Genomic DNA, 20,619 nt, shown 5'->3' on the forward strand with positions numbered 1-20,619 from the left:
ATTAACGCAGCTTGAGGTTACCACTTGTCATTTCAATATCGACTAAATGTGTCCCTTTTCCCCGCGTACCTTTAAAGCCTCGACCTTCATTCTCCACTTGATCAAAATCATACGAGTGATCGACGCTTCCACTTGTTTTTTTCACCTGAACGTTGAAATCTCCGTCGTCTGGCAAATTAAATTTCGCGCTCCCTGATGTCATCTGAAAGGAGACAGGTGACTCAATTGTATCAAAACTTGCCGTCATTCGGCCGCTTGTCATGCCCAATTGCAGTTTGCCTTTTACATCATTAATATCGGCACGCCCTGAAGTTGCCCCAATATCACTATCCTTCGCATCGATATGCGACACTGCCATCCTGCCAGAGGTTGCTTTGATTTCTACATTTTTTGCTGAAAAATTCTCGGCTGTGAGGTTTCCACTCGTTGATTTGAGTATCACATCTTGAAGGGACAGCTTTCCTCCTCCGTCAATCTCACTGACGCCACTTCCACCTGTAATCTTCACATTTTTATGATAATCTGTTGGAATTTTAACTAAAAGCTCTCCTTTTTCAAATTGAGTGAAAAACAAGAAGCTTTTATTTTCAGCACGAATTTTGAAGGTACCACCTGTTTGCTCCGCATACATTTTCCCTTTTCCATTGACAGCAGTCACGGAAATATCGGAACGATTTTCAGGTTTTACCTTCACGCGAAACCCAGAAAGAGAAATATCTAATTGATCAATCTCCTCTGTTTTTGCTGAAGCTGTTGTCACTGGTTTTTCACGGGAAAAACTTAAATGAAAGAGACCTTCATTTTTGAAAAGCATGCCAATCATTAAAAAGATACCTACAAGTATACAAATTAGACCGATTAATCGCTTCATTCATACCATCCCTTTATCTTCTGACCTTTTCATTATAAGGAAAAGCGAAACAGAAAGAAATCAAATATCGGAAGAAAAAGCCTGCTTTTCTTCCGATGTGATCTCTATACGTTTGCTTGCTGCTGTTCAGGCTTTTTCTCAAGCTTCAGTTTCTGCCATTCTTTTTCAACCTCATCGGCATAGTCTAAATGAGCATATGCCCCTTGATCCGCAAATTGTGCATAGCTGCCTGCTTTTGTTTCCATTTCTTCAATACGGTTCTCCATTCGAAGAAATTCTTTATATGCACTTTCACTGTCTACTTTATTGATGGAATCATTCATATGCTGCTTTGCCTGTGCGGCATTGGCTCTTGCAATCAGTGCCTGTTTCTTGTCTTTTATATCACGCAGCTTCGTTTCTAAGTGCTGTAATTGCTCTTTCAGCTCTTTCAATTGTTTCACAGACTGCTGGTACGCTTCCTGATATTCGTTGTGCTTTTCTTCAAAATACTTCATTTCTGTGAGCGCTTTTCGTGCAAGCTCCTCTTCTCCCGCATGATATGCCATCTCTGCCTGTTTCTTTCGCTTTTCAGCAAATGCTTCCGTCTCTTCTGCTTTTCGCAGGAAGCCTTGCTGAATCGTTTGCTGTTTGATGATGGCATGTTTCGCTTTCGCAACATCATCCTCCATATCACGAACGTATTGATTCAGCATGACACGCGGATTCTCCAATTTATCTAAACCTTCATTGACAGTTGCAACAAACATATCTCTTACTCTTCTTAATACCATTTGATGTTCCTCCTTTTATTTTTTCTTTAAAAAGTCTTCCCATTCTTGATCAAATGACGTGTGAATCGGTTCCTCCGTATTGGGTGCCGTGTTTGGCTCCATATAGGCTCTGCTTGATGATTTTTTGGTAGATTCACCACTAATCATCGACCAGCCAAAATAAAGAAGTACCCCTGCAAATGCAATGCCGAGTAAAAACGGCAGGAATTGCACGACAATCAGTACACCAATGACTGCTAGAATGATCCCTGAGGTTTTACTGCCTTTTTCATATTTTTTAACACCTACATAGATGAGCCATGCCCCAATCAAAACCGGAATCAGTCCACCTAATGAACCACCAAAGAAGATGGATAAACCGACAAACAATAAAATTGAACCGATAATGGTTTTACTTGTTATTTTCATCTTCATGCCTCCTTTCTTGCTCCTTGCTTTAACTATAGTCAAAAAAGAAAGCCGGCAAAACGTGTCACAGATTGATTTTTGATTGCGACTAGAGTCGTAACAATGCTCAGACTGAACGGTTGAATCAAACAAAAAACACTCATCGAAAAGAAGAGTGTTGCAGATTGTTGACAAAGGGGTAAAATGATCTTTATTTTAGCCCTTTGTCTTCTTCAGCGTGATAGAAAACCTTTGCAGCCCTAGGAAGGACGAGTACCGGAGCGGAGCGAATTGAACATTCGTGAGCACCGGAACGCAGACCTGACAACGAATGCGAGGGTTTGCCTACACGCTGAAACACTCTTCGAAAAGAAGAGTGTTGTTAAACATATGGTAGAATCACAGAATAAGTTGTATCTAAATCAAGTCAGAGGCAGGTGTCGTATATTGATAAATAAAGATCAACTAGCTGATCTATTTGCTAGTCATTCTTTTCACATACAAGAAATCTATCGTTTAGTCATCCAGCCCCATAGTACATTAAGGGAGTTTAAGACAGAAAGTGCTGGCTTTCTTTTCAGTATTCGCGGGGAAGCTAGACTGAATGTCAATGGAAAAAGCTACAATTTGCAGCCAGGGTCCGTCATCCATGTAACACCAGAATGCCAGCTTGCCCTGCAGGTGATCAGTCAATCAGAATACGAGTATCATTCACTTTTCTATCATTTGAATTGTGATAAGGAATCTGACTGTGACACTGTTTTCAAGCTGGAAACGGGAGCAAATCCGAGAATCATTGAAATACTCTCCATGCTCCAACAGAATGTCCATACACCTGGCGGAATGGGAAAACTTCGGGTCAAAGAATTATTTTTACGCATCCTATATCAAATACTAATGGGCTGTAAGCAGGAAGAGGGCTCTCCTCATGAAAGGGTCATTGAGGAAGCCATCGCTTATATTAGAGGACAATATATGATTCCATTAACACTTCAGGATCTCGCTGAACTGTTCGATATGAACCCTAAAAGCTTCTCATACTTTTTCCATAAATATACCGGACTTCACCCAATTGACTATGTCATCCAGTATCGTATGGAAAGAGCGCTTGAAATACTAAAGGCAGGTAATATTTCGATTCGTGACGTTGCTATGACTGTCGGCTATCCCAATCCGCTATATTTTAGCAGACTATTTAAAAAGAAATTCGGAGTGCCGCCTAGCGCATATATCGCTAAATAAATCTGTCGTATTTCTTCTCAAAACGATAGACGACAGCCTCATTCCTGAAAGGAAATTCCACAGCTCTCTATGAAATAACCAGCCTAACTGCCTCATAAATTGAAGTCGATCAAGATCATCGCTCTTCTGTCAGTCCAGATTAGATAATAATGCATATGATATTCGCTATTTGTGTATTCGCATTTCACGAGGTCCTTGCTATACTATTCAATGATAATGATTATCAATATCGATTATTACTGACTAATAATCAGCAACGACAGGGAGGCAGATGATGTGAACAAAAAAAGGCAGCTTTGTATCGGATTGTCCTTGTCAGCGACCTGGTTGAAGGGAAAAGGCTGGCAGCATCCGAGCAGCATGGTAGAACACTTATTTTCAACCAACTTTTACGTTGAGCTTGCAAAGAGAGCAGAGATGGCCAAGCTTGACTTTCTTTTTAAGCCGGATGCACTGACACTCCACATAGAGTCATTGGATCACTCCCCTGGCTTTGGCGGTCTTGATCCAACGGTTTTGCTTGCTTCGATTGCTCATGAGACGGATCGAATCGGACTTGTTTCAACTGCCTCGACTACGTTCAATCCTCCCTATGTAGTGGCGAGACAGCTCCAGTCCTTGCACTCGATCAGCAATGGGCGTGCCGGGTGGAATATTGTCACTTCGATCGACGGGGCTGATAATTTTAGCCATTCACCCATGCCATCATCAGAAGAACGATATAAGAAGGCGATGGAATTTACGGATGTTGTACGCAAGCTTTGGGAGAGCTATCCAAATGAGGCGCTGCTCATCAATCGAGCGACAGGACAGTTTGCTGACAAGGAGAGAATTTCTTCTATTCAACATGAGGGTCATTTCTTTCAAATTAAGGGGCCGCTTAATGTGCCGGCTCATCCGTCAGGAACTATTCCTTTGTTTCAGGCAGGTGCTTCGGAAACAGGGCGGGATTTTGCCGCTTCAACCGCAGATGCGATGTTTGCAGCAACCCCTGATATGGCCTCAGGCATTGAATTACGGAAAGACATGAGGAGAAGAGCAAGCAAGCATGGCCGCCAACCGGATGAGATCCGTGTGCTGCCTGGCTTGTACTTTTTTATAGGAAAAACACGTGACGAGGCACATGAAATGTATCGAGAGGCGCATTCCCATATAAGCACTGCACAAGGTTATGCAGCGATACAATCGATTCTAGGTCTCGATATTCGTCACCTTCCCTTAGATCAACCCGTTCCTGCCGATATGCTGCAAGGATTGGATGAGCAGGTACGCAGTCAGACTCATGCTGATTTGCTGCGCAGGTTGATTGTACAAACGCAGCCTACCGTAAGAGAACTACTCTCCAGACCAGAGGTCATTGGATCGGCACACTGGGTCATCGTGGGAACAGCTGAGGATGCACAGAGAGAAATAACCAGATGGTTTGAAGCAGGCGCTTTAGACGGTTTCATTGCTCTTCCGGGCTCAGTACAATCACTAGAATTATTTTTTGACGAATTGGTCCCCTTACTCGTCCAACATGGCTTATTTAGAAGTGAATATATAGGATCCACCTTACGTGAGCATCTGGGGATGAAATAAAGCACGACTACAATAGACAGTTTGAGAGGAGTTTTGAAAAGATGAATAAGAAATTAATGATCATCGGCTTCATTTCCTTATTGATGCTGATCATGGCGGCATGCGGCGGAGGAGACAAGCCTAAACAATCAACTACAGCCTCCGGAAGCAAAAATGCCAGAATTGAAAATTCAGGTGATGCTGCTACGAAAACAATAGAGTATCTTGGGAAAAAGTATACCATCCCGAAAAAAGCTGAAAAAATCGTCATTACTGGGGCAATGGAAGCGATGGAAGATGCCGTTGTACTTGATGTTCATCCGGCAGGGGCAATATCAGTAGGAGGAAAGTTTCCGAAAATATTTGCTTCAATCACAAGCGATTCCGAATCAATCGGTGAAAAACAGCAGCCAAATTTTGAGAAAATATTAAGTTTGAAACCTGACGTTATTTTAGGCTCCTCTAAATTTCAACAAGTCGTACTGAACAAGTTAGAGAAAATTGCGCCGACCATTCCAATCTCCCATATCGCGACAAATTGGGAGGCTAATTTACAGCTAATGGCCGAATTAACAGGAAAACAAACGAAAGCAGAGAAAATCCTCACTCAATACAAAACAGATGTCAAAGACGCAAAAGCTTCGTTAAAGGAAAAGCTCAAGGATAAAAAAGTAGCCATCATTCGCATTCGGGGAGCACAAGCCTTCGTATATCCAGAAGATGTGTATTTCAATCCTGTCTTGTATAACGAATTGGGTCTCGCCGTTCCTCAGCCGATTAGTTTGGCAAAGACACAAGAAGCAATCTCTGTCGAGCAGCTAGGGGAAATGAATCCGGATTATCTATTTGTACAATTTTCTACGGATGAAAATCAAGAGGCAAGCCAGGCATTTGATGACATGAAAAAGAATCCTGTTATTCGAAATATGACGGCCTTTAAAAAGGATCAGGTTTATATCAATGTGGTACATCCACTCCTTGAAGGAGGACCTGCTTATAGCCGCATCCAGTTTTTAGAAGCCTTGCAGCAGCAATTAGAAAATAAATGAGACTGCATGAATCAGCTATGAAATCATGACTATGGTCATTTTTAAAAATAAATGAAGCAAAAGAAGTGGGGAGAATTGTACGATGCAGGATATGGAAGTTTATGATGTAACCATTATTGGCGGCGGACCTGCTGGATTGTTTTCCGCCTTTTATAGTGGATTGCGTGAAATGAAAACGAAACTGATTGAATTCCAGCCTTTCCTTGGAGGAAAGGTGCATGTTTATCCAGAAAAGATGATCTGGGATATAGGAGGATTAACGCCAGTTCCAGGCTCGCAGCTGATTGAACAAATTGTTACTCAAGGACTGACCTTTGAACCAAAGGTCGTACTCGGAGAAAAGGTGACCTCTATTTCTCAAGACGAAACAGGTCACTTTGTTCTCCACACCGCGTCCAATCAAAAACATTACTCCAAAACCGTCATTTTAGCTGTTGGAGGAGGTATCCTCAAGCCGATTAAATTGGATATTGAGGGTGCAGAACGATTTGAGGTTCAAAATTTGCATTATACGGTCAAATCCCTTGCACGTTTTAAAGATAAAACCGTGTTGATCTCAGGAGGTGGTAATTCAGCCATTGACTGGGCGAATGAGCTGGAGCCGATTGCCAAGCAAGTGTATTTAACCTACCGGAAAGATGCTTTAAAAGGACATGAAGCCGAAATATCAAGACTTAATAACAGCTCTGTCCAATGTCTGCTTCATACCTCGATTGAAAAGCTCATCGCAGCAGACGATCATGAACGGATTGAAACGGTTGTCCTCAAAAATAATCAGGACGATACTTTATTTAAGCTAGCTATAGATGAAGTCATTATCAATCATGGATACGAACGAGACAAAGAATTACTTGCGAATAGTACCATTAAACTAGAGCAGAAGGATTACTGGATTGCAGGAACTCCACTGAGTGAGACGTCGGTCCGGGGCATTTATGCAGCAGGTGATATTTTGCATCATGAAGGAAAATTACATTTGATTGCTGGTGCTTTCCAGGATGCTGCGAATGCAGTAAACCAAGCGAAGCAATACGTAATGCCTGATGCAAGCGCTCGTGGAATGGTTTCTTCGCACAATGACATATTTATTCAAAAAAACAAAGAGCTGATGAAGCATTTGTATACGAAATAAAGTGTTCATTGCACAAGCAAGACTTGGAATCCCTTCTGTGCTTACAGAACGAAAACGTTTAGCACTCTTCTCATTCGAAGAGTGCTTTCCTTATTTAGAACGAAACACGTCGGCACTTCGTTCATATTCAACATCAGCTTCACCAAGCCGATGATTCACGATTCGGGCAGCAGCAAATAAATAATCGGATAGACGGTTTACATATGTGAGCGCAACGGATGGAATCTCCTCCTGTTTCGCAAGCGTCACAATATGCCGCTCTGCTCTTCTGATGACTGTCCGCGCCACATGTAAGAGAGCAGCACCTTCCTGACCGCCCGGTAAAATAAACTTGGTGAGCGGCGCAGCTTCTTCTACATAGACATCCATTCTTTCCTCGAGGACTGTCACAGAGGCTTCTGTTAATTTGCCCTCTTTTGGTGGTTTCACTGCTGCCAAATCACCGCCGCAGTCAAACAGCTCATGCTGTATAACGATCAGCTCTGACAAAAGGTCCTGAAACAATTCGCCATGCTGCCGTAAATTTGCATGCGCAAGTCCAATGAAGCTATTCGCCTCATCTAACGTACCATATGCCTCTACTCTCACATCATCTTTATCAGCTCTTCCTCCGATCAAGCCTGTTTGTCCCTGATCCCCGGTTTTCGTATAAAGTTTCAACGGTATTCCCCCTTTTCTACTGCTTTGTCCTTTTAGTATAACCCGAACTAAATAAGATGTAGTTGTTTTACTAAAACATGGTGAATGAATGTCATCAATGAAACAGAAAAGTGAACCATCTGTCCATTATGAAGGCCAACCATCCTTATTATTTCCTTATAAAATAATGATTGAAGATATAGTTTATAGTGTCTAAAATGTGATTAAGACAAAATGAAGGAGGATGGTATGAGTAAATTTAGTTTATTTAACAAGTTTATGGTACAAGAAGGCGAAAAAGAAAATAGTTGATATTCTGTTAGAAGCAGCAGAATCAATGAAGAATTTAGATGAATGTGAAATATATCTTGTGAATATTTCCGAGAATGAACCAAGTTCTGTTTATGTTTATGAAGTGTGGGCAAATGAAGATGCCCATCAAGCGTCTCTAGGTCTTGAAGCTACCCAAACTTTAATAAGTCGTGCGAAACCAATTATTACTGGTATGGAAAGAATCAATACTTTAATAACACAAGGCGGAAAGGGCATTTCATCTAATTAGAATTCAACCGTCTTAGATATAAAATTAGAACTGGCTGACATTGTGGCAGCTTTTTTTCTTATTTAAAGCAGAGATTAAGAACAATTGTAAGGACTACAAATTTTAGATATGTGTAGTCCTTACAATATCAACTGTTTTATTCAACTAACCTAAATATAACTGTACGTTCACTTTTGAATGACTTTCAACTTATGAAGAAGCCCATACACCTTTTGTCCTAATCTTTCGTGTAGAAGGTCAACATCTTCCGTTTCTTGCGTATTGGGTGCAGCAATACAAAGATGATGGATTGGAATGCTTGTTTCTTGCTTTATGATGTGCATAAGCTGACCTATGAGCTGAACAGCTGCGCCGTCTGATAAAGATCGTTTCAGGATAAGCCAAATGGTCAACTCTTCTTGCTGAAGCATGCTGTAAAGGATCATATCGTCTTCGGCGTCTTCTGCGGCGTATTTCGCTAATCCTTTAGCTTGCTCGAAAAACAGCATATCTTCAGTTGACTCTAACTGATGATGAAGCGTCTTCGTTCCCGTTCCAATCGACCTTTTCCAAAAGAACCCGCCGTTTTCCTTATGTGAGGTAAGGACGCGCAGAGGCTGATTAACAGAAAATATCATTCCTTCTGAGCCATATGTCCTCCAGCCATCCACTATGTTTACAATTGATGTTTTAGAAGGGGCGGAAGGTTCAACCATCAGCTGAGGGTTCTCCCTAATTGGATGCTGGAGCGGTGTCACATTTGTTTCATACACACGGTTGATTCGTTCGGTGGTCAAAACGTGATGCGGCAGTCCTAACATGTCAGTCTTTCCTTCATGAAGCAGCAGCAGCCGATCACAATATAAACTAGCAATGTTCACATCATGGAATACGCCAATGACCGTTAGCCTAGAGGAAGTCGTTTCTTCTTTAATTAAATCAAGCAAATCTTTTTGATAGGCTAAGTCAAGGAAACTGGTTGGTTCATCCAGCAATAAATATTCAGGTTGCTGCGCCAATGCCTGTGCCAAATACACACGCTGCTGTTCTCCTCCGCTTAACTCATGGATGGATTGATTCTTAAACTGTGCAACACCCGTTTGTTCCATTACTTTTCTGACGACCTGCACATCTTCTTGCGTGGCAGATTGCAGCCACCCTTTTTGATATGGGTAACGGCCGAATTGGACGGTTTCTTCCACCGTAAATGAAAAAGCTTGGTCCGTTTTCTGCGGCAGAACTGCCATCTTTTGCGCAAGCGCCTTTGGCTGATACGAATTAACAGGGTGACCGCCGAGGCGCACTTCACCGCTCTCGGGGGCTAAAATTCCTGCCATCATTTTAAGCAGGGTCGTCTTCCCGCTCCCGTTTGGGCCGAGTATACCGAGAAATTCTCCTTGCTTTACTTCAAGGCTAATGCCACGAATGATCTCTTTCTCTCCATAGCCACCTCTGATTTCCTTCACTTGAATCATACGTGCGTCCCCCCTCTATATTTACGAATGAGGATGATGCCAAATACAGGTGCACCAATTAACGCAGTAATGATGCCAATCGGTAATTCAGTCGGCTCAATGATGGTACGGGATAACACATCTGCTAATACGAGAAAGGAAGCACCGTTCAACATAGACAAAGGCAGCAGATGCCGATGATCCGTGATAGTTAAGAGGCGGATAAAATGCGGAATCACAAGTCCTACAAAACCGATCGTCCCTGATACCGCTACTGCACTTCCGGTCAGAATTGAGCCCGCCAGCAGCACAATATATTTGCTCCTTTTCACATGGACACCTAATAGCTTTGCCTTCTCCTCGCCATACGTCATGACATTTAAATCTCGCCCCATCAACATTAACGTAAAGGTCCCAATAAGAAAGAAAGGAAGAAAAAGCACAATATAACGCCAGCCCCTCATGGACACACTGCCAAGCAGCCAATGAATGATCTCTTTTAGATCATCACCTGTTAAAGCAATCATCAATGAAATGAGCGCACCCAAAAAAGAGCTAAAAATCACTCCTGTCAAAATTAAGGAAGAAATGCTCATCCCCCGATGAACAAGACGCGCAAAAAAGAGAACGAGACACAGGGTCACAAGCGCTGTTATCATACTGAATAACGGCAGTGTGAAACTGCCAAAAAGCGGGAGCTGCAAGCTAAAAAACAGAGTCGCTACGGCTCCAACTGATGCCCCTTGAGATACCCCCAGCGTATAAGGGTCAGCGAGAGGATTTTTTAATAAACCTTGAAAAGCTGCACCAGATAACGCCAGTGCTGCTCCAACTAATGCAGCTAATATGACTCTTGGCAGCCGAATGTTCATCATAATATTGCGATCGATGGAATCAATGGTTCCAAACTGTACTCCGAATAGTTCATGAACAAATATACGAAGAATAGAAGGAATGGGAATCCCTAAGCTTCCAAAGGAGATTCCCATTCCAATGCTCATCACAAGAAGTAAAGCACTTAGTGTATATGCGATGATCAATTTATTTGAACGTGTCAGGATAGACGCTTTTCGCAAGAGCCTCGACTCCTTCAACCAATCGCGGTCCCGGTCTTGATGCGAGATCCGTATTCAATTGAAAGACTTGTTTTTCTTTCACTGCTTTCATTGCATTCCAGCCGTCTCTTTTTTTCAAATCAGCTAAGCTGGAACCATCAATTGTCACGATGACATCAGGATTTCGTTTGATGATCGATTCTTCTGTCATTTGCACCCAGCCAGTTTGATCGCCAGCAGCATTTTTGGCATGGATAACAGAAAGCATTTCATCCATAAATGTATTTTTACCAGTTGTATAGATTTCAGGAGCACCTGACACTTCGACAAAGACAGTTTTTTGTTTGTCTTTTGAAATTGCCCCTGCTTGTTTCTTGATGTCATTCAATTTTGTTTTCATCTCGTCTACAAGTTTTGTTGATGCTTCTTTCACGCCAGCTGCTTCACCGATCATATGGATTGATTTGTACACATCCTTAAAGGAGGTTGCATCATTTACAGTCAGAACTTTTATCCCTGCATCTTCAAGCTGTTTAAATCCTTCTTTTGATCCCATTTGAGATGCATGTGCTAATACAAGATCTGGCTTTAAGGAAATGACCTTCTCGACATTAAATTCAAGTCCGCCAATCTTCTCTACCTTTTCGACTTCCTTTGGATAATTATCAAAGTCTGATCGTCCAACCATTTTATCTCCAAGACCGAGTGCATAGGCCACTTCTGTATTACTTGGAATTAACGAAACAATTCGTTTAGGCTGTTCTTTGATTTCGACCGTTTTGCCAGCTGCATCTTTAATCGATACTGGAAATGCCGCAGTGGCCGTTTCTTTATTATGTGACCCTGTTGCTTTATGATCTGTCTCAGCGCCTGCACACCCTGCTAAAACACCCATCACAAGCAATAACGATAGCCAAATAGCTGTTAACTTTTTCATGAGTGAACCCCCTGGTTTATGTACTGCTTAACGAAATCTCTTTCGTCAATTCTTTTCTAATTTCGGGAATATTATACTACAGTGCAGATAGGTTGTATATGTGATTTCTAAAAGCGTCTTTTCTGTTCATAAAACAAAAAAACAGCCTCTAAAAAGACTGTTTTTCACTCTTCTATTGATTGATTGGTTCTCCATTGATAACGACTTTCTGAAAATCAGGAGAAACTGCATGCTCTAAAGATAAGGGGTACGCCACTTCATCTATGACACAATCTTTCATTTTAAAATGAGTAACAGGAGAATGTGCGTATGCGGCTATTTTCACACCATATCGTCCGCCGTTGCTTTTGAGTCCTTCTACTTCAATATGACGTACAACAGGACGATGCGGACCAGCATCTCCTTCCTCATACATCATGTCGATACAGATCACTTCATGCTTTAGACTTTTGACTGTATTATTTTTAAAATAAATATGTTCAATCGTACCGCCTCTGACAGAGTTGGTTTTAATACGCAGTGCCCGATCAAGGTTAGGACTGTCCATTACGTTATCTTCTGCATAAACATACTTTACCCCGCCGGAAATCTCGCTCCCGATCGTCACACCGCCGTGTCCATCCCTCATCTCATTTCTACGAATGACGATGTTTTCAGATGGAACCCCTATTCTCCGTCCATCCTCGTTTCTGCCCGATTTGATGGCAATACAATCATCTCCGTTATCAAAGTAACAATCTTCAATGAGCACATTCCGGCAAGACTCCGGATTGACACCATCTGTGTTTGGTCCATGCCCAATGATTTTAACGCCGCGGACGATGACGTTACTACTTAATACAGGATGAATTTGCCACATTGGTGAATCCTTCACTGTCACTCCTTCGATTAGAACTTGCTGACATTGGTATGGCTGAATAAAGCTCGATCTTAAATAATGGCCTTCTCCAAACACCCTTTCTTCTACCGGTATTCTCTTTTCCGCCATTTCAAACAAGAGCTGACGATCCCGATCCTGAGAGGGCTGGCCATTTGTCCCATACTTCCAAGGCCACCAATGATGCTCATCCCCTCTGCCATCAAGCGTTCCGGCTCCAGTAATAGCGATATTTTCTGCATGGTGTGCATAAATGAGAGGTGAATAATTATAAAGCTCAATCCCTTCATATCTTGTCAGTACAAGAGGCAGATAATCCTTTGGGTCTTGACTGAATGTCACATAGGCTTTCTCATGCAGATGAAGTTCTACATTGCTTTTCAATTCTAAAGCACCTGTCACAAACGTCCCTCTTGGGATCAGCACCCTTCCTCCTTTCAACCGATGTGCTTCATCGATGGCAGACTGAATGGCATTTGTAGATAACTCTTTCCCTTCCGCATCTGCTCCATAATGAACCACATTCAATTCACGATCTGGGAACTGCGGCGCTTTTATCTGCTTTAACACTTGATCGATCCCGTTTGCTTTTTTATCTTTCTTCCCTTGCTTTGCTAAACGAGCAATTCCGACTCCAGTTAGTACCGTTCCTGCTGTGATATACATCAAATCCCGCTTTTTAGACACTTTCTCATCCCCCAGTCGCCTTAAAGTGTGACACCTGTTTTGAAAATAGCCAGCTCTCTAAAATTGTTTTTTTCATGATTTAACAGCTTCCCACTCGCCACATCAATAACCGTTGAAATGAATTTTTCTAACACAACATCTTCCGGTACATCTTCAAGCAGTTCTCCGGCATTAAAGTCAATCCAGTGCTTTTTTGTTTCATATAAAGCTGTGTTGGTCGAGATCTTCATTGTTGGCACAAACGTACCAAATGGTGTCCCCCTGCCTGTTGTAAAAAGCACCATTTGACAACCGGAAGCAGCAAGAGCAGATGAAGCAACCAAATCATTACCAGGTGCACTTAATAAGTTCAATCCCTTTTGTTTCAGCAGCTCTCCATATTTCAATACATCTTTAATATCAGAAGTACCTGCTTTTTGTGTACAGCCAAGAGACTTATCCTCTAATGTCGAAATTCCACCAGCTTTATTTCCCGGGGAAGGATTTTCATATACCGGCTGTCGATGATCCAAGAAGTATTGTTTAAAGTCATTGATCATTTGCACAATATTGTCGAAAGTCGCTTCTGATGCTGCTCTCTCCATTAAAATCGTTTCAGCACCAAACATTTCGGGCACTTCTGTCAGCACCGTCGTTCCGCCCTGCGCGACAATAAAATCGGACAGTCTGCCTAAAAGCGGATTTGCAGTAATACCGGAAAATCCATCTGATCCTCCACACTTCAAGCCAATTTTCAGCTCAGATAACGGAATGTCTTCACGATGATCTTCTTTCGCCGCATCATAAATTTCCTTGAGTAAAGCCACTCCCGTCTCAATCTCATCTCCTACTTCTTGGCTTCTTAAAAATTTCACTCTCGTACGGTCATATTCACCTAATGTGGACTGAAAATCCTCAATGTCATTGTTTTCACACCCAAGTCCAAGAACAAGTACTCCTCCAGTGTTAGGGTGCTTCACCGCATTTTGTAAAATGGTTTTCGTATTTTCATGATCGTCCCCAAGCTGTGAGCATCCATAATTGTGCTTTAATACGAGGGCTGTTTCAAAAGGATGGATGTTTCCACCCATTTCAGCGGTGAATATTTGGATCATTTGATCGGCGATGCCATTCACGCATCCAACGGTGGGAACAATCCAAAGCTCATTGCGGATTCCGCTTTCACCATTTTTTCGTTTATATCCTTTAAATGTAAAATTCGTTTTTTTATAGGGGTTTTCTGATAATGAAGGCTGGTATTCGTATTCTAGCTTGCCAGATAGATTGGTTTTAATATTATGCGTATGCACCCATTCCCCAGCAGAAATGGCAGTCACTGCATGACCAATGGGATAGCCATACTTGATAATATTCTCTCTTTGCTTGATATCAGCCAATGCAAACTTATGACCTTTGCCAACGGTCTCTTTTAAGATAATCGTATGTCCTTGATGCTGCAGCTCTTCCCCTTGTTCCAATCCTTTTAAAGCAATACCGACATTATCTGAAGGGTGGATGACAATAAAGTCTTTCATGCCTTCTCCCCCTGATTTTCATATTGATGAAGCATCATTCGGTGAACAGCCGCACTCATCCCGTGCTTCTGTATGAGGGTAAGCTGATCAGCTACAGCTTGACTCAATCCATCTACATCGGTTAAATCTCTGCCCCATAATGATTCGTATGAAAGGATACTCGCTGCAACCGTTTCATTGGAACGGTTTTCCCATGCTTCCTTCATGAGCGTGAGCACAGTTTCATCATCCTTTACCCTTCCTGCATGTGCTCTGTAGAAATAAATGAGACTGCTAAGTGAAAACACAAGTTTCATTGGCAGCTGTTTCTTTTGCTCGACATAATCAAGCAATGACGGAAGATTACGGGTTCGGAATTTGGATACCCCATTCAGTGCAATATCCAGCAATTGATGCTTTACAAATGGATTGCAAAAACGATCCCAAACGGATTGTGTATAAAGAAGAAGCTCATCTTGAGGAAGTTCAAGTCCTGGCAGTACTTCCTCCTCCAGCATACGCCGGATGAACGGACCAACCTGCTCATCATCCACAGCCTCTTTTACAGTTTCTATACCGCATGAGTAAGCAATCGGCACCATCGCTGTATGTGCACCATTTAAAATTCGTACCTTGCTCATACGATAAGGCGCAATATCCTCTACAAAAAGAACATTTAACCCTGCTTCTTGAAAGGGGAGCTCCTTTTGTACGAAGGCAGGTGCTTCAATGACAAAAAGATGATAATATTCTGCCGTGACAAGCAATTCGTCAATATACCCTTCTTCCTTTTCTACGATTTCAGCCGCTTCCTTAGAGAATCCAGGGACAATCCGGTCCACAAGCGTATTACAAAACGTGTTGGCCTCTTTTATCCATGTCATAAACGCAGGCGGCAATTCCCACTCAGCTGCCATACTGATCACATATTCCTTTAATCGATCACCATTTTGTTCAACCAATTCACAAGGTAGAATGATCAGACCTTTCCGCTCATCTCCAGCAAAAGCTTTAAACCGGTGATACAAGAACGCTGTCAGCTTTCCTGGAAAACTGGCTTGCGGCCGATCCTCCAAACGGTCCTCCTTTTTGAGCACAAGTCCTGCCTCCGTCGTGTTTGAGAAGACAAAGCGGAGATCCGGGTTTTCTGCTACGTGTAAAAACTCCTCGTAATCCGTATACGTACTAATTCCTCTGCTAATCGATTGGATGATCATACGTTCATTCATTTCTTGCCGGTCATGATATCCCTGAATACATAATGTGTACAAGCCATCTTGTTCATTTAAGGCTGCCACTGATCCTTTTCGAGGAGGGACAACAACCGCTCTTCCTTTAAAATCTGTGCAGTCGTTCAGCTTCTGGATGTGCCAATTGATAAATCCTCGCATAAAATTTCCTTCGCCAATCTGCAAAATCGTTTCCGGATACTCAGGTGCCGGGTATATGGCTTTTGATATTCGTTTCAAATGGATTCCCCTCTCCAAGTAATATGCACACGTGAACATTTTTCTAAAAAGGTGCTGATTACTGCACCTTTTTAACTGAATCTCTGATCATCAGCTCTGTGTGAACATACACTTTTTCCATATGATCTTCTTCTTGCTCTTCACCGTTTATTACTGAAAGGATGGCTTCTGCTCCAAGTGCACACATTTTTTCAATCGGCTTTTTCACCGTTGTCAATGCAGGTGTGGTATAGGATGAAAATGCAATATCATCAAAACCAATAATAGAAATATCATTTGGACACGTTTTGCCTTTTGCAAATAAAGCATTCATTGCACCGATCGCCATGTCATCATTTGAGCAAAAGAGCGCTGTTGGCGGTTCATCAAGGGCCAGCAGCGATTCCATTGATTCATAGCCGCTTTTCATGTGATAATCGCCTTTCATCATATATTCTTTCTTCATAGGTATTTGGTGATCAATTAACGCTTGCAGGAAACCAGCTTTTCTTTCTTGAGTTGATTTAAAGCCTTCTTTCCCTTCAATGATGGCGATTTGTTCATGACCTTGCTGAATGAAATGGTGTGCAGCCTGGTAAGCTCCTTGACTATCATCTGCTAATATATTCATGACTTCATGACTTTCTACACGGCGATTCAGCACAATGATGGGAATGCCCTGTTTCTTCACATGATGGATAAACGCCTCATCGTGCTCGCTTTGACTCATGAGCAAAATGCCATCATAGCGTTGTTTATGAATGGTTGTATAATCGTGAAAGTCATCAATTCCTCTTACAAAGAGATTATAATACTCTGTCATGACGCTATTGACACCTTTTAACGCATCCACAAAGAAGCTTGAAGATGTGCCCTCTGTTAAACTCGTAAAAAACAGACCGATTGTAAATGATTTTTGTGATACAAGGCCTCTCGCATGGACATTCGGTGAATAATTCAGCTGTTTTGCAATCGACAAAATCTTTTGTTTTGTCTTCTCTTTAATAAAAGGACTGTTATTCAAAGCCCTTGATACAGTGGTATGAGAGACGTTTGCCAATTTTGCTATGTCTTTAATTGTGACTGTCATGCTATTCCGCCTTTTATGATTTTTTACCATCTTATCATAAAATCGCTTTCATTTTCTTCATGTCATTTTGTTCGGATGCTGGAGCTGCTTCGTCCGGTCAAATTGGAAATACTGTCTGGCATTTTCATAGCTGATTCCTTTCACGATTCCCCCTAACAGATCAAGATCATATGGAGCTTCCCCTTTTTCTACCCAATCTCCGATGATATCGCAAAGCAGTCTTCGAAAATATTCATGCCTTGTATACGACAAAAAGCTTCTTGAATCTGTCAGCATCCCAATGAAACGGCTGATCAGTCCAATACTGGATAGAGCCATCATCTGCTCTGTCATCCCTTGTTTCGTATCATTAAACCACCAAGCTGTGCCGTGCTGAATCTTCCCTGGTGCCGTCCCGTCTTGAAAGCTTCCAGCCAATGTGGAAATCACAACATTATCCCTAGGATTCAAGGAATATAGAATGGTTTTTGGCAGTGCCTGTTCTTGTTCTAAACGATCCAATATTCGGCAAAGCGGCTTGGCAATGTCTTCATCATTCATCGCATCATACCCTGTATCTGGCCCAAGCCGCTCAAACATTTTCGTATTGTTGTTCCTAAGCGCATTGATATGAAGCTGCATCGCCCAGCCCCGCTCATAGTAAGCCTGACCAAGCTTAATGAATGTTTGTGTTTTAAATTTAATCTTCTCTTTTTCCGTCAATGCATGACCCGACATTTTTTTATGAAAGATGGCTTCCACTTCTTCTTCCGTCGTTTCTTCAAACGTCATTTCGTTAATGGCATGATCTGAGATCAGGCAGCCCTGTTCATGGAAAAAATCAATTCTTGCACGGAGTGCTGTTAAAAAGTCTTGATAGGATTGGATTGGAGTAGATGAAGCCTCTGCCAGTTCGTGAACATACGCTGTAAATAGGTGATTCGTTATATCAAGTGCCTTATCAGGCCGAAATCCGGGCAGCACTTGCACAGTGAATCCTTCTTCCCGCAGTTTTTGATGATAGCAAAGCGAATCGACTGGATCATCTGTCGTCACAACTGTTTCAACGTTCGATTTCACAATGAAGTCTCTTGCACCAAAACCCTCTCCTTGCAGCTTTTCATTTACTTTTTGCCAGATGATGTGTGCGGTTTTTTCGTTTAAAAGTTCCTCAACTCCAAAATATCGTCTCAGTTCTAAATGAGTCCAGTGATAGAGCGGGTTTCCAAGGGTCATGGGAACAGTCTTCGCCCACGCCAGAAATTTCTCATAGTCTGAGGCATCCCCTGTGACGTGTGATTCTGGTATGCCGTTTGCTCTCATGGCACGCCATTTGTAATGATCTCCGTAAAGCCATGCTTCGGTGATATTATGGAAGGTTTTATTTTCATAGATTTCTTTGGGGCTTAAATGACAATGGTAATCTATAATTGGAAGGTCCTTAGCAAACTCATGATATAGCTTTTCCGCCGTTTGACTGTTGAGTAAAAACTGATCATCTAAAAAGGCTTTCATCAAACTCCCCCATCTCTCTTATAAATAAAAATGATTTGTTCACGTTAACAACTTCATTGTAATCGTTTACAAAATTGATTTCAATCCTAAAACAGGAAAAAACGATCTCCTTTAGAAAAGAAAATCGTTTTTTGGCTATTTTACAGGTGATGATTTTTTTAGGATAATCGCAATAGTTGTTCCAGAGCCTAGTTCACTTTCAACTTGAATATCACCGTCATGCAGCAAGACGAGCTCTTTTGCTATCGCAAGCCCGAGACCAGTTCCGTTCGTTGGATCATTTGTATTTGTCCCTCTGTAGTAGCGGTTAAATAGGTGATCCACCGTTTCCTGTGCCATTCCGCGGCCATTGTCTTTCATTTCGATCCGAACTTCTTCATCTGTTTCAGATAAAACAGCTGTAATATGAGTGCCTTTTTCGTTATGCTTCACTGCATTCGCCAGCAGGTTCTCAATCACTCGTCTGAACCAGGCTTTATCGATCTCAAATATGACACCATCTGTTTGATCTTCAAAGGTGGATGGATAATCCTCTGATGAGGAGCTTCTTGAGAACTCGTCCATAATGGAAGCTAAAAATTCACTGAGTTCAACCGGTTTCCGATTAATAGGCAGGGCGCCATTCTTCAATCGATACGTGAGGTTTAAATCCTCAATCAGTGTCGACATGTATTCTGATTTCTCACGAATCACTTGTCCCATTTCCATGACTTCTTCCTTGGACCATTGATATTGATCGGACTCAAGCATGAGTCCATAGCCGTAAATCGTACTTAAAGGCGTTTTCAAATCATGAGACAATCCTGCAATCCATTCTTCCCTTGTGGTTTGAATTTTTCTTCGGTTTGCTTCATTCTCTTTTAACGTATGTGTGAGCTGATCCATTGTTTTTAGGATATCCTCAAATAAACGGTATTCCCGCTTAATACGGCCTTTTTTATTTTTACTGACGGGAATTCCCTTTCTATTTGTTGGTTCCTGCAATTTATTTTTTGATAAGAAAATCAGCCAGCGAATAATGTGATAAATTGGCAGCCCATAGCGATACGAATACCATAATGTCATGACAATGATAATAGTGAGCGCAAGACCTGCAATTAAGATGGTTGTATATTGATTTAAAGCGTCTGTCTCTTTATCGTATAGCTCGTCTGGGCTGTATACTTTATTTGGTACCGAAACGATGATATACAGGTTTTTATTCACCTTCATATAAGTGAGGTCACTTCTAAACTCCCAGGGCTTTGATTGATACTTGAGCAATTCAACATCTGTTACGTTATGTTTCAAACTGGTGTTGGTTCGAATGCCTTTTAAATATTTTCCTTCTTCATTAAACAGATGAACTGATCCGTTCATTCTCTTCAGGAATTCTTTCGTTTCAACCGAATATTGAGATAATGCAGCCAAATTTTTCTCGTGCTGTTTCAGATAATTGGCTACCTTTGTGCTGTTCGTTTTGAACCCATATAACACAATAAAGCTTTCTTGATCAATCTCAACTGGCCAGAAGTACATCTTGTAATCTTTAAATTCTTTTTTTTCAAAGATCTTGATCATTTCATCCTTTTGATAGGATGTTGGAATGGATTTAGGGCGGTGATAGCTATAAACAGTATTCTTTTTTGAATCAATCACTTGCAGCCAGCCGTCTCGTTTTTTCACTGCTTGCTTGAGCTGATCGTCGGCTTCCATTTTTCCATCCTCGTTAAAATAAAGCCAGCTCATGAGTGTATCTCCATCAGCTTTTGTTAAACCGGTTTCAGCCATGTTCTCGTAGTGCTTTGTTAAATATAAATTATCAGAGAACGTCTGTCCGATCGTCAGAATGGCAATCACAATAAACATTTGTCCGACAAAGTGAAAGAAAAGTTTTGCTCGTAAATTCAT

Annotated in this window: 18 protein-coding genes; 5 read left to right on the forward strand and 13 right to left on the reverse strand. The window is 41.7% G+C overall.

Annotated elements, in window-relative coordinates; genetic code table 11:
- Window position 1: 1 nt before the first annotated feature.
- From liaG to AC3WTB_RS06535, 3 genes are all read right to left on the reverse strand, one after another.
- Window positions 2–871, reverse strand: a complete 870-nt coding sequence (gene liaG / locus AC3WTB_RS06525; RefSeq protein ID WP_039181325.1) for a LiaG family protein — start codon at window positions 869–871, stop codon at window positions 2–4.
- Between the two features lie 104 nt (window positions 872–975).
- Window positions 976–1,644 (reverse strand): stress responsive protein LiaH, encoded by a 669-nt coding sequence (gene liaH / locus AC3WTB_RS06530; protein ID WP_058838141.1) that lies wholly within the window; start codon window positions 1,642–1,644, stop codon window positions 976–978.
- A gap of 15 nt (window positions 1,645–1,659) precedes the next feature.
- Complete coding sequence (locus AC3WTB_RS06535; protein ID WP_047202415.1) at window positions 1,660–2,052, reverse strand: hypothetical protein; 393 nt, start codon at window positions 2,050–2,052, stop codon at window positions 1,660–1,662.
- A gap of 426 nt (window positions 2,053–2,478) precedes the next feature.
- Between AC3WTB_RS06535 and AC3WTB_RS06540 the strand changes: the two genes are divergently transcribed.
- The 4 genes from AC3WTB_RS06540 to AC3WTB_RS06555 all read left to right on the forward strand — a co-directional run bounded on the left by AC3WTB_RS06540 (window position 2,479) and on the right by AC3WTB_RS06555 (window position 7,014).
- Window positions 2,479–3,273 (forward strand): AraC family transcriptional regulator, encoded by a 795-nt coding sequence (locus AC3WTB_RS06540; protein ID WP_492333486.1) that lies wholly within the window; start codon window positions 2,479–2,481, stop codon window positions 3,271–3,273.
- A gap of 276 nt (window positions 3,274–3,549) precedes the next feature.
- A complete protein-coding gene (locus tag AC3WTB_RS06545) occupies window positions 3,550–4,854 on the forward strand; it encodes an NtaA/DmoA family FMN-dependent monooxygenase (protein ID WP_492333487.1) in 1,305 nt (434 codons plus the stop codon).
- 41 nt (window positions 4,855–4,895) lie between these two features.
- A complete protein-coding gene (locus AC3WTB_RS06550) occupies window positions 4,896–5,882 on the forward strand; it encodes an ABC transporter substrate-binding protein (protein WP_492333488.1) in 987 nt (328 codons plus the stop codon).
- Between the two features lie 82 nt (window positions 5,883–5,964).
- Window positions 5,965–7,014 (forward strand): NAD(P)/FAD-dependent oxidoreductase, encoded by a 1,050-nt coding sequence (locus AC3WTB_RS06555; RefSeq protein WP_492333489.1) that lies wholly within the window; start codon window positions 5,965–5,967, stop codon window positions 7,012–7,014.
- A 90-nt stretch (window positions 7,015–7,104) separates the two neighbouring features.
- On the opposite strand, the gene AC3WTB_RS06560 is transcribed toward AC3WTB_RS06555, so the two are convergent.
- Window positions 7,105–7,674: a cob(I)yrinic acid a,c-diamide adenosyltransferase gene (locus AC3WTB_RS06560; RefSeq protein WP_338592687.1), complete on the reverse strand. Its 570-nt coding sequence runs from the start codon at window positions 7,672–7,674 to the stop codon at window positions 7,105–7,107.
- A gap of 316 nt (window positions 7,675–7,990) precedes the next feature.
- On the opposite strand from AC3WTB_RS06560, the gene AC3WTB_RS06565 reads away from it, so the two are divergent.
- Window positions 7,991–8,215 carry a putative quinol monooxygenase gene (locus tag AC3WTB_RS06565; protein ID WP_492333490.1) on the forward strand — a complete coding sequence of 75 codons (225 nt, stop codon included), beginning with the start codon at window positions 7,991–7,993 and terminating at the stop codon, window positions 8,213–8,215.
- A gap of 167 nt (window positions 8,216–8,382) precedes the next feature.
- On the opposite strand, the gene AC3WTB_RS06570 is transcribed toward AC3WTB_RS06565, so the two are convergent.
- The 9 genes from AC3WTB_RS06570 to AC3WTB_RS06610 all read right to left on the reverse strand — a co-directional run bounded on the left by AC3WTB_RS06570 (window position 8,383) and on the right by AC3WTB_RS06610 (window position 20,619).
- Complete coding sequence (locus AC3WTB_RS06570; protein ID WP_492333491.1) at window positions 8,383–9,669, reverse strand: heme ABC transporter ATP-binding protein; 1,287 nt, start codon at window positions 9,667–9,669, stop codon at window positions 8,383–8,385.
- Window positions 9,666–10,724: a FecCD family ABC transporter permease gene (locus AC3WTB_RS06575; protein ID WP_268474670.1), complete on the reverse strand. Its 1,059-nt coding sequence runs from the start codon at window positions 10,722–10,724 to the stop codon at window positions 9,666–9,668. Before AC3WTB_RS06575 ends, AC3WTB_RS06570 begins: the two co-directional genes overlap by 4 nt.
- Complete coding sequence (locus AC3WTB_RS06580; protein ID WP_268474669.1) at window positions 10,690–11,640, reverse strand: ABC transporter substrate-binding protein; 951 nt, start codon at window positions 11,638–11,640, stop codon at window positions 10,690–10,692. The genes AC3WTB_RS06575 and AC3WTB_RS06580 overlap by 35 nt, the downstream gene beginning before the upstream one ends.
- A gap of 172 nt (window positions 11,641–11,812) precedes the next feature.
- Window positions 11,813–13,204: a glycoside hydrolase family 28 protein gene (locus AC3WTB_RS06585; protein WP_492333492.1), complete on the reverse strand. Its 1,392-nt coding sequence runs from the start codon at window positions 13,202–13,204 to the stop codon at window positions 11,813–11,815.
- 20 nt (window positions 13,205–13,224) lie between these two features.
- Window positions 13,225–14,718: a UxaA family hydrolase gene (locus tag AC3WTB_RS06590; RefSeq protein ID WP_492333493.1), complete on the reverse strand. Its 1,494-nt coding sequence runs from the start codon at window positions 14,716–14,718 to the stop codon at window positions 13,225–13,227.
- Window positions 14,715–16,166, reverse strand: a complete 1,452-nt coding sequence (locus AC3WTB_RS06595; protein WP_492333494.1) for a tagaturonate reductase — start codon at window positions 16,164–16,166, stop codon at window positions 14,715–14,717. The genes AC3WTB_RS06590 and AC3WTB_RS06595 overlap by 4 nt, the downstream gene beginning before the upstream one ends.
- A 58-nt stretch (window positions 16,167–16,224) precedes the next feature.
- Complete coding sequence (locus tag AC3WTB_RS06600) at window positions 16,225–17,235, reverse strand: LacI family DNA-binding transcriptional regulator (protein ID WP_041088294.1); 1,011 nt, start codon at window positions 17,233–17,235, stop codon at window positions 16,225–16,227.
- A 57-nt stretch (window positions 17,236–17,292) separates the two neighbouring features.
- Entirely contained in the window at window positions 17,293–18,729 is a 1,437-nt protein-coding gene (uxaC, locus tag AC3WTB_RS06605; RefSeq protein WP_492333495.1) for a glucuronate isomerase, read from the reverse strand.
- A 135-nt stretch (window positions 18,730–18,864) separates the two neighbouring features.
- Window positions 18,865–20,619 carry a HAMP domain-containing sensor histidine kinase gene (locus AC3WTB_RS06610; RefSeq protein ID WP_492333496.1) on the reverse strand — a complete coding sequence of 585 codons (1,755 nt, stop codon included), beginning with the start codon at window positions 20,617–20,619 and terminating at the stop codon, window positions 18,865–18,867.

It is taken from the genome of Bacillus sp. EB106-04-04-XG123 (assembly GCF_058791855.1).